The sequence below is a fragment of the Paenibacillus sp. P2(2022) genome, from assembly GCF_029522175.1.
GTDB classification, from domain to species: Bacteria; Bacillota; Bacilli; order Paenibacillales; family Paenibacillaceae; genus Paenibacillus; species Paenibacillus polymyxa.
The window spans coordinates 59,462-70,688 of the sequence record NZ_JAKWFI010000011.1 but is presented as its reverse complement, the minus strand read 5'-3'; the positions used below and the strand labels follow the sequence as shown (position 1 = coordinate 70,688).

Below are 11,227 nucleotides of genomic sequence, written 5' to 3'. Positions count from 1 at the left end.
CCTATTTCCGTGATGTGAATATCCTCCCGCTGCACTTGGCAGTCAGGAGGACAAAAAGACAGTTTAACGCGCGCTTCCACCCCGTCATTGATCAAGTGAAACAATTTCTTCCGCCTCAGCCACCAATCGTTCGCCTACGGTAGCCCGGCCACTTCCGAGAATATAACCACGCCGACGCTTGACCACTTCAAAATAGAGATCTATTCGGTCCCCAGGCTTCGCAAGGCTATGAAAGCGAACGCCATTGAGGTTGGTTAGGTATGAAATACCTCTTTTGTCAATCGCAGCGAATGCCGCTAATTGTGCAAGCGACTCCACGATCAGCATAGGAGGCATGTATGGATTAGCTTCTGTAATAAACCATTCGCTTGAGGTAACAAGCTTGTACCCCTTTGCCCATTGCGACGTTTCGTACCCGGTCACACCATCGAGCAGAAGAAATGGGTACCTGTGCGGAAGCACATCCTGGATATGGATTAGCTCTTCGCTCACAGGCTTATACCCCCTCCCACTTACGAACGGCAAGACAGACGTTGTGTCCTCCAAAACCAAAAGAATTACTAATCGCCGCACGGACTTCACGTTCCTGATATACATGCGGTACAAAATTCAGTTCAGGGGCTTCGGGATTGTCACAATTGAGTGTCGGTGGTACTTTGCTGTGGATCATGCTCTGTACCGTTGCAATTAATTCGACTGCCCCAGCACCGCCCATTAAATGGCCTGTCATGGATTTAATAGACGATATTGCCAACCGAGGCGCATGCTCTCCAAATACTTTTTGAATAGCATTAATCTCCATGCGATCATTAAATGGCGTACTCGTACCGTGGGCATTGACATAGTCAATCTCCTGCGGTGTTAAGCCCCCATCTTGCAGCGCTATATTGATCGCTTCTGCCGGGCCGGAGCCCGAGGGATCTGGAGCCGTGATATGATATGCGTCCGTTGTGCATCCATAACCCGCTACTTCGGCCAAAATGGTGGCGCCCCGGTTCAAGGCATGTTCCAACTCCTCCAGCACTAGAACCCCTGCCCCACCACCGATGACAAAACCGTCGCGATCCGTATCAAACGGGCGACTGGCTTTCTGTGGCTCTTCATTACGTCTGGAAAGAGCGTGAATATTCGCAAAAGAAGCCAAATCAAGCTGACTAAAGTTGGCCTCTGCTCCTCCAGCCACTACGACATCAGCTGTGCCGTATTGGATCGTACGTAATGCTTCACCGATGGCATTGCTTCCTGTGGCACAAGCAGTGACCACAGCAAACGAAGGTCCCTTAGCACCAATGGCAATAGAAATTTCGCCAGGCGCGGAATTAATCATCATCGAGGAAACAAAATAAGGAGAGACCCTTTTAGGACCAAGCTCCGTTAATTTTCTGTAGTTCTCCTCTATGACATCGAGGCCGCCTGCTCCAGAGCCGACGATAACACCCACACGACCTGCATTTCGTTCGTCTATGACTAACCTCGATTGCTCGACTGCCTGACGGGCAGCCGCCAAAGCGAATTGAGTGAACTGTGCAACCTTTTGGGCTTCCTTTTTGCTCATATACTCCAACGGGTCAAAGCCCGTAACTTGTGCACCAATTTTTGTTGGTATATTTGCTGTATCGAAAACAGTGACAGGTCCGATTCCACTCTTTCCTTCCAGCAGTGAATTCCAGAAATCTGTAAGATGAAGCCCGATCGGCGTTACGACTCCCTGTCCTGTCACTACAACACGTCTTCTCACCATACCCACGTCCTTCGCTGAAATTAATTCTTGGAAGCCTGTTGCTCGTAGAGAGGAAAGTCGCCATATACATGACTAATTTTCTCATGCACATCTGCAAGATCAGCAAACACCTCGACGACCACAAGCTTGTTCTCCTTGTACTTTTGCCAAGCAAGCTGAAGCTGCTCCCGAGCCTCCCCCTTGCTGCGGATTGCCAGACTTTCGACAAATTCATACTGGGGAATTTGGATTCCTGTCTTGACCGCCTCCGAAACAAATGGGAAGGCTTGTCCTGAGATATGCTTATAATTCATCTGGTTTTGCAGCCAACCGTAGCCGCCATTATTAAGTACAAGATAAATTACTGGTATTTGATACTGTACCGCCGTCATAAAATCTGAACAAAATAGATTGAATGCACCGTCACCTACAAGCGCTACTACCGGGCGTTCTGTCGCCACACTTGCCCCCAGAGCAGCGGCCGCACCGAATCCAAGACTCGTTTGGTCACTGGGGACAATGGAAAGTGAGCCTGTGGTAAAACGGAAATATGGATAAAAGTAGGACCACATATCCTGCAATCCGTTCTCTTGTAGAAGCACTAGGTCTTCAGGAAACTCCGTCTGAATCATGTCCAACAGTTCTGGAACGTGGATGCCAGGGGCCTTTTTCAGCTCTTCCAAATAATTAGTCCTCTCTGAAAAAGCCTTCTGTTTACATCCTCTGATCGTTTCAAGCCACGCTCCATCGGGCTCCTGTCCGCGCCGTTCTAGCCATTGCTCCACTGCCGCATATCCATCGCCAAGCACCTTGATGCCTCTGAATTCGTGCGCAAAATCCTCCAGCTCTACATTGACTTGAATTAAAGGCGTACCCTGTAGCAAAATATCCCACTCGAACGTAGCCGTTTCTTCCAATCGACTACCAAGCGTAATGACCACATCGGATTCCTGCCAGATTTGTCTCAGACTAAGATCGGTATAAAGACCGGCAACACCACAGAAAAGTTCATGGTCTTCATTCACTACACCTCGTCCCGAGGCAGTTGCGAACACAGCCGCTCCATGTTGGTTAGCGAACCGCTCAATCACATCGCTTGTCCCTGACTTCATTCCGCCTCCGACTAGAACGAGTGGTCTACGGGCATTCTCAATGATGTTCCATGCCGCATCCAGTTCCCGAACAGACGGAGAGCACGAGAGCTTTTCTGGCGGGGCAAACTGAATCCCTGTTGGCACAGACTGGTCCATCAGGTTCTCGGGTAATTCTATATAGACAGGACCTGGTGCTCCATTGATAGCCAAAAAGGCAGCCCGCTCCATCGCCCATACAAGCCGATCCACATGCTCAACACGATAAGCCCATTTGACGAGCGGCTTCACGAGTGAGATTTGATCGGCTTCCTGAAAGGATCGGGTACCCAGCTTGTCTCCTCCGGTGCCGAGCGCCAAGAGCAGGAGCGGGGCACCCAGGTTCTTGGCTTCCAGTAGCCCCGTAAGTGTATTGCTGAGCGCAGGACCTTTTCCCACAACACATACGGACATCTGGTTAGTTGTGAGCGCATAGCCTGCAGCCATAAACACAGCATTACGCTGATCTTTGCACAAAATAAAATCCATACCGGATGAGGGGAGTGACGCTACAATATTGAGATCGTCACTTGGTAATCCAAAGAGGTGCTGGGCCCCAGCCGATTGTAAGTAGCCAATGATGGCATCCCAGGGGGATATGCTCGCGGTCATACCAAACTCCTCTTTTCTGACAAATATTCTGCGACAATTTCCGAGATCAAGATCGGCTTCGAAACGAGCTTATAATCGTAAAAAATATAGTTCGACATCGTGCCATAGCCACCAAAAGGCTTATTGCCTTGATCCACATCCTCAAGGGTTTGATTAATGGTCAATGTGTGCTTCTTTCGTAGAACGTCTGCCAGATGCTCTGACCCGTATAAGCTGCAACCCATTGCCCGTTCGCTGAAATAACTGGAGGAAATGCGCTTGATCAATTGCTCGTCGTCTTGGTAGCTAACTACATTGAACACAGGCGAAAAATACTCAATAATCTCCAAGTTCTGATCCAATTCGCTATATACAACCGTTGGCTCCATTTTTTTCGTACGGAAATCAATGCCGCCGCCGTAAATAATAAACTTATCGTTCGTATTAAAATATTCAGAAACCGAATATAGCGTGTCTTTATAGAATATAGGGGAGTAGTTCGCGTTCGGATCATTGTTGGCCCCAAATACGAGTTCGTCAATCCGTTGAATCAGCAAGTTTTTAAATGGCTCGCTCACCTCTTGATGTACCAGGATGATGTCGGGTCCCAGGCAGTCCTGTCCAGAGTTGAACAATCTCATGCGGATCACATCGGTAACCGCCAGCTCCAGATCGGCATCTGGTCCAATGATGAAAGGATTGATCCCTTGTCCATAAAAAATGTAGAGTTGATCCTTGCGAATCTGTTTTTTGATCTTCTCCGCATTGGTATAGCTCCCGGTGAACACCACAATATCAGCTGGCATCACGGAATTCTCCATGAACACCTTCTGGCTAACTTTCCGAATATAGATAGGTAATTGGTGTACTGCTTGCAGCTTTTCATGCAGCATATCGACATACTCGTTTACGTGAGAAGAAGGACGAAAGTCTATATTTTCAACGTACAGGGATGGAATCAAGAGGTATAATGCATAGGAGTACAAAATGACGTTGGAGGGCATAAATACAGCCATAGATCGTTGCCAGCTTGGCTGATGGGTCTGCACTTCTTGCAATGCACCTTGAAGTGTGAGGATCGTGGAGTCAATTTCTGCATTGGCGGCCCGATAGGATGAAAATTGTGTGAGAATATCCATCACTTCTTGCCGATTTTCAATCAAATAATTGAGGCATTTCAGAATAGATTCATGCCTTTTCAAAAACAGCGTGTTTTCTGCCAGTTCTGGATTTATACTCATGGCACATTCTCCCTTTCCTATATGCGATTTTGGTAAATATCTTGTTATGCTTTGCGAGAAGCAGCTTTCTCTAGAGCAGTGCGCTCCATCTCCAGACGATCTACTTTTCCATTGCGATTTAAAGGAAAATGGTCGAGCGGAAGCAAAAGATCGGGAAACATGTAAGAAGGGAGTACCCGATTCATCTCTTTGCGGAGCACAGGTAAGACCTGTGAGGATTCACTTTCGATGAATGCAACAAGCAAAGTCCCTTTTGCCTCATCCTCCAAAGTAATCACACAGGATCGGTAACCTAGTGAACCAATCCGGTCCTCGATATAGACTGGGGAGACCATGTAGCCCATCCGGTTGACTGTCTTACCACTGCGACCAATAACATACAGCATTCCGTCATCCAGATAGCCTAGATCTCCCGTCTTAAACCAGCCATCCTGGAGAACAGATTGTGTCAGGTCGGGACGATTCAGATAACCTTCCATGCATCCGGCACTTCGTATCCACACTTCGCCTACGATACCGTCCACCTGATGGTTGCCAGTAGAATCAAGTATTTTCAAATCCACACCAGGTAATGGTTTGCCACACCCCTTCGGACACTCCAGCGTCCCCAGCGTGACGTTGCCCAGTTCAGAAAGGCCATAACCATTCAGCAGGGGCTGTCCAAATATGTTGTTAAATTTCTCTTCGAGGTCTTGAGTAAGTGGAGAGCCGCCTACGCACCACATGCGGACTGGGGATTGCTTGATCAATTCCAGTTGTTCGGGTTTTCGGCTTAGCATACGCAACAAGGTGTAAAAAGCAGAGGGGTTAGCGTCTACGACCGTCGCCCGGTCTTTCGTAATACTTGCAATGACGCTCCAGAGGTTTTTTGGATTGCAGATGATGAGAGAACATGAGGTTAACCACCAGGAGAAGATAAGTGAAATTCCATAAAAATGAGAGAAAGGCACTACGGGGAGCATATGGTCAGACGGTATGTAGTTCATAGCGTGTATGGAATGTCTGATATTCTCCATAAAAGCTGAACCAGCTTTCACGATTCCCTTGGGTTTTCCCGTCGTACCTGAAGAATACAGAATGAGCGCATCCGGTCTCTCGCACCACTTGTTAAAGTCGAGGGCTTCGGGCTTTGGCTCTCCCACCCAATGCGGGTGTACTGCTTCTTCTTGAATGAGATCTTGAATCAGAATAACGAGAGCATGAGGAACTTCTAAATCGGAATCCGTCAGAATGCAACAGGCACCCGCTTCATCATAGATTTGGGCCACCTCATCAATTACAGTCTGCTCGTCCACCACAGTTACCGAAACTGCGAGATGACACAGGGAAAACAGAGAAACAACAAACCAATAAGAATTGGCCGCTTTCAGAATCACTCTACTATCTTCAGGAATTCCTCTGAGAGTCAACATCCGTGAGAAGATCGCCACGTCCCGTTCCAGACGCTCCCTACTCATAATTCCTTCAGGTGAGATAATACGGCAATCCGTATGCGTAATAAGCACAACGTTCCCTCCTTACATCCCCGTAATATGATATCCAGCATCTACATGGATAACTTCACCCGTAATGCCTCTCGATAAATGGGAAAATAGGAATAACGCCGTATCTCCGACTTCAGACGTATCGACCGTCTTGCGTAGGGGCGTAGTTTCTTCAATATGCTTTAGCATTGTGTTAAAATCTTTAATGCCATAGGCGGCCAAAGTACGTATAGGACCAGCCGAAATCGCATTTACACGAATGCCGTAAGTACCCAGATCATTCGACAGATAGCGCATGCTGGCTTCTAGTGAGGCCTTTGCTACACCCATAATGTTGTAATTCTTGATGGCTCGTTCTGCACCGATATACGTCATGGTGACGATACTTCCACCCTCCGTCATCAGCGGGTATACACGGCGGGATACAGCAGCCAGAGAATAGGCACTGATCTCTTGAGCAACCGCGAATCCCTCGCGAGAAGTATCGACGAACGAGCCTTCCAAATCCTCAGCCTTAGCAAACGCAACACTGTGGAAATATCCGTGTAAGACGCCTACCTTCTCCTTGAGAAAGTCCGCCAGTGCATCCAATTCTTCATCGCTCTGTACATTGCAAGGACAGACAATGGAACCCGGAATGGTTTCAGCGAGCTTTAGCACCCGTTCTGCAACCCTCTCATTTTCGTAAGTAAAAATGAGATTTGCTCCTTCCGCAGCTAAAGATTGGGCTGTCCCCCAGGCAATACTCCTGTTATTAGCCACACCCATAATCAAAATGTTCTTTCCACTCAGTAGTACTGCCACAGAAACCACCTTTCCTTTTTACATTTTTAAACATAATAACAACTTAATTGCGTTTGTCTACATATATAGACATATATAATCTTTCCTGGAATATTATCTCGTCAGTTGCCAAACTTATATAGGCGCCGTTTTAGGCAGATGACAAGAATATTTTAAAAATTGTGAATGTGGTTTCTGTTGGTCTGTGTTCAAATCGAAAGGAGTCCATGCGTGTGAAAAAAGTGGTGAAGCAACGATAAGATGACTGTCAAAGCGATTTTAATATAAAAATATCATATTCTTATAAATATTTCCATTCCGACGATAGACTCATCCCACTATCGAAAGTAACCACTTCATTTCACCGTCAATGACTCTCCCGATTTGAACATCCTGATTCGTTTCAAGCTTGAGGCTCTATTCCTCTTGGCTAAGCCTTATGTTTATGTTTTTTAGGAGCTAAGGTATAGCTGAAGGAGACAACAAAGTCGATTGCCAGAACGATCGCCCATGTTTGCATGATGCCCTCCAGTGCCGCCGTACGCTGCGGATCACCTACATATACAATGATGGCGAGCAACAAAGCGTTGCCTATAGCCCAGCCCAACAGGTGAAGCAACCAACCTATACGCTCCTCTTTTGCATGAGCAGCACCATACTTGCGTTCAGGCTTGGGTCCTTTACCAAACCAATGAGAGAATCGTACATCGGCCCACTTAATTAACCTATGACCAAACGCTACGGTAATACCAAAATAACAGGCTGCCAGGCCAGTAGCAGTCGTAATCTCCATGCCACTTCTCACCGTGATGAACACCGCAATCAGCAACAGGATATCAATAATTGGGGTAAAGAGTAAAAGAAGGCCCCCTAATTTCTTCAACCCAAACATATACCTTGCGACTAACCCTGCAACAACAAAAACCCAAAATAAAACCTCAGCACTAATAATAAATAAATACATAATGGACGATTCCTTTCAAATTTGAAATTGGTATTTCCCTAAGTCCCCCCCTTCATGCCCACTATCATACAATATTATACATAATATTCCTAGTATTTTGTCTATAATTACATAAAAGGAAACAAATAGCCGTTTTTTTACAATAAAATTGCGGCTATTTAGTCTATTTCCTCTTATTCTCAAATTGGGCATTTTTCATAATATGCTGCAAATAAAGGATTATGTTATATGCAATAAAAAAAGATGCGCCCCTGTCATCAGTACGGGTGCATCTTTTATATAGATAAGCTATCCAATTACAATATGTCCTTCAGGACGACGGTACAACGTCTTGGTCGAACGTGGGCGAATGGCATAAGCGATCGTAAGAGGACCGATTCGACCAATAAACATCGTCACACAAATAATCAGCTTGCCTGCGTCAGACAATCCTGGCGTCACTCCTACAGACAGCCCTACCGTTCCGATGGCAGAAGCCGCCTCAAATGCAAGAGAGAGAAATGGGGCATCCTCGGTCATTAAGAGCAGTATAACCACAATCGAGAATATAAATAGCGCCATTACAATAATGGTCAACGCCCGCATCATGATATCCTGAGGAACCCTATGACGGAAAAACACAATCTCCTTCTGTCCTCGCATGACGGCGATTAACGCACCTACCATAAGCAGAAACGTAGTTGTTTTAATTCCTCCTCCAGTAGAGCCTGGAGAAGCACCGATAATCATCAGCAGCATAATAAAAAATTGACTCGCCTGCCTTAACCCGCTGATGTCGACCGTGCTTGTTCCCGATGATCTCGTGGAGACGGATTGGAAGACAGCGGCATATACTTTGCCTTCCCAGTTCAGTCCGCCCAAGGTTCGTGCATTGGTAAACTCAAAAATAAATATCACCAGCGCACCAATGACAATGAGTGCTCCCGACACGCTTAGCACCATTTTAGAGTGTAAAGTCAGTCTCCGGGTACGACGAAAATCGAACAAGTCGCTTAGTACAAGGAAACCCAATCCTCCCGAAATCACAAGCACAGATGCAATCATATTGAAAACAAAATCTCCGGCGTATTGTTGAAAGCTGGTCCCAAACAGATCGAATCCCCCGTTATTAAAGAGGGATACGGAATGAAAAATCCCATAATATATCGCCTGTCCGACCGGCATCTCTCGCATCCACCGCAAAGCTAAGACGACAGCCGCAATTGCTTCAATGGTAAAAGAAAAGATCAGCACCTTGCGAATAATGCGCACGATCCCTTCCATGCTATCAGCGTTAATCGCTTCCTTAAGCAGCAGCCGATCCTTCAACGATAGCCGTCGTCCCATCAACAGCGCAAACAAGGTCGCTAAGGTCATAAACCCTAGCCCACCTAGCTGCATCAGCACCAAAATGACGGTTTCTCCAAATACCGTATAGGTCGAATCGACGTCAACGACGACCAATCCTGTGACACAAGCAGCAGAGACGGACGTAAAAAGCGAATCAATCCAATGCGGAGCATGTCCACCATGATTGGCAATAGGAAGCATCAGCAGCAAAGTACCCAATGCAATAATCAATACATATCCGATGACCAATATAAAAGGAGGCGATGCGAACCGACTAAGCTTGACGCTGCGTTTCATCAGAACTATTCCTCTCCATCCGTTCTTATGAAAAAGAGGAACTAGACACGGGAACCCCGGCTGATCCTCTATATTCATAATGTGATGTTATTCTACTGTACGGTTACGCATATGCGGGAAAAGCAGCACATCGCGAATGGAAGGCGCATCTGTCAGCAACATAACCAAACGATCGATGCCGATGCCCAGCCCGCCTGTTGGCGGCATACCATATTCCAAGGCGCGGATAAAGTCATCATCCATTTGATGAGCTTCATCATTGCCATGCTCACGTTCCAGCAATTGCGATTCAAAACGTTGGCGCTGGTCAATTGGATCATTCAGCTCAGTGAACGCATTCGCATGCTCACGAGCGACCATGAACAGCTCGAAGCGATCCGTAAAACGCGGGTCCTGTTCATTTTTCTTCGCCAATGGCGAGATTTCAACCGGATGTCCAGTAATAAAGGTCGGCTGAATAAGCGTTTCCTCTACAAAATGCTCAAAGAATGCATTCAGGATATGACCAAATGTCATGTGCGGTTCAACCGGAACCTTATGCTCTTTCGCAAGGCGATGAGCTTCTTCATTACTCATTTGCACACTAAAGTCTACGCCTGTTACTTCTTTAACAGCATCGACCATGGAAACTCTGCGCCATTGCGGCGTCAGATCGACTTCCTGACCTTGATACTGAATGTGCTGTGTGCCCAGTACTTCCTGCGCAATATGTGCAATCATGTTTTCCGTCAATTGCATGATATCTTTATAATCAGCATATGCCTCATACAGCTCAATCAACGTAAACTCAGGGTTATGACGAGTCGATACACCTTCGTTACGGTATACACGTCCGATCTCATATACTTTCTCCATTCCGCCAACAATTAGTCGCTTCAAATGAAGTTCAATAGCAATACGCATATAAAGCTGCGTGTCCAATGCATTGTGGTGTGTAATAAATGGCTTCGCCGCCGCCCCGCCAGCAATGGCATGCAACGTTGGAGTTTCAACTTCCAAATAACCGAGCGAATCCAGATAACGACGCATGGATTGAATAATACGGGACCGCATAATGAACGTTTTTTGTACTTCTGGGTTCATAATCAGATCTACGTAACGCTGACGATAACGCAATTCAACATCCTTCAAACCATGATATTTCTCCGGCAATGGATACAAGGATTTGGACAAGACTTCAATATCCAATACTTTGATCGTCGTTTCGCCTGTCTTGGTTTTAAAGAGCACGCCCTTAACACCAACAATATCGCCGAGATCCAAAATACCAAAAGCTTTATAATTTGCTTCAGGTACAGTGTCTTGACGAACATAGATTTGAATACGTCCGCTAAGATCCTGTATATGAGCGAAGCTGGCTTTCCCCATCACTCGTTTAGCCATAATGCGGCCTGCTATGCTAACTTCAATATTTTTTTCTTCCAATTCTTCCTTGGTCAAGCTGTCATACTTGCTCAGTAGTACGCCCGCTTCATCCGTGCGTATGTATTTGCGTCCAAAAGGATCAATGCCCAATGAGCGAAGCTCGTCCAATTTGGCACGACGAATTTGCAATAATTCACTTAATTCCTCGCGATTTTCCTGTAATTCCTGGTTAGTAGTTTCATCCGACATGGTGCTAAATCAGCTCCTTCAATATGAATAGACGGGCCGGGGTCCGTCTCGGGTGTAGAGAAAAAAAGCTTCCA

9 protein-coding genes are annotated in these 11,227 nt (G+C 46.4%); all 9 read right to left on the bottom strand.

Annotated elements, in window-relative coordinates:
- Window positions 1–84: 84 nt before the first annotated feature.
- Entirely contained in the window at window positions 85–492 is a 408-nt protein-coding gene (locus MMB75_RS23360) for a 3-hydroxyacyl-ACP dehydratase FabZ family protein (RefSeq protein ID WP_016818886.1), read from the bottom strand.
- Between the two features lie 4 nt (window positions 493–496).
- A complete protein-coding gene (gene fabF / locus MMB75_RS23355; protein ID WP_016818887.1) occupies window positions 497–1,741 on the bottom strand; it encodes a beta-ketoacyl-ACP synthase II in 1,245 nt (414 codons plus the stop codon).
- 20 nt (window positions 1,742–1,761) lie between these two features.
- The gene (locus tag MMB75_RS23350) at window positions 1,762–3,462 is read right to left on the bottom strand and encodes a thiamine pyrophosphate-binding protein (protein ID WP_257126525.1); all 1,701 of its coding nucleotides are present in this window, start codon (window positions 3,460–3,462) and stop codon (window positions 1,762–1,764) included.
- Window positions 3,459–4,682 carry an aldehyde dehydrogenase family protein gene (locus MMB75_RS23345; RefSeq protein WP_016818889.1) on the bottom strand — a complete coding sequence of 408 codons (1,224 nt, stop codon included), beginning with the start codon at window positions 4,680–4,682 and terminating at the stop codon, window positions 3,459–3,461. Before MMB75_RS23345 ends, MMB75_RS23350 begins: the two co-directional genes overlap by 4 nt.
- Window positions 4,683–4,726: 44 nt before the next feature.
- Window positions 4,727–6,187, bottom strand: a complete 1,461-nt coding sequence (locus tag MMB75_RS23340) for a class I adenylate-forming enzyme family protein (RefSeq protein ID WP_090891354.1) — start codon at window positions 6,185–6,187, stop codon at window positions 4,727–4,729.
- A 12-nt stretch (window positions 6,188–6,199) separates the two neighbouring features.
- Window positions 6,200–6,970, bottom strand: coding sequence for an enoyl-ACP reductase FabI (gene fabI / locus MMB75_RS23335; protein ID WP_017427043.1), 771 nt, complete (start codon window positions 6,968–6,970; stop codon window positions 6,200–6,202).
- A 409-nt stretch (window positions 6,971–7,379) separates the two neighbouring features.
- The gene (locus tag MMB75_RS23330) at window positions 7,380–7,913 is read right to left on the bottom strand and encodes a hypothetical protein (RefSeq protein WP_016818892.1); all 534 of its coding nucleotides are present in this window, start codon (window positions 7,911–7,913) and stop codon (window positions 7,380–7,382) included.
- Window positions 7,914–8,201: 288 nt separating this feature from the next.
- On the bottom strand, window positions 8,202–9,539 hold the full coding sequence (locus MMB75_RS23325) for a TrkH family potassium uptake protein (RefSeq protein WP_017427044.1): 1,338 nt from the start codon (window positions 9,537–9,539) through the stop codon (window positions 8,202–8,204).
- An 87-nt stretch (window positions 9,540–9,626) separates the two neighbouring features.
- Complete coding sequence (gene lysS / locus MMB75_RS23320; protein ID WP_016818894.1) at window positions 9,627–11,153, bottom strand: lysine--tRNA ligase; 1,527 nt, start codon at window positions 11,151–11,153, stop codon at window positions 9,627–9,629.
- Between the last annotated feature and the right edge of the window lie 74 nt (window positions 11,154–11,227).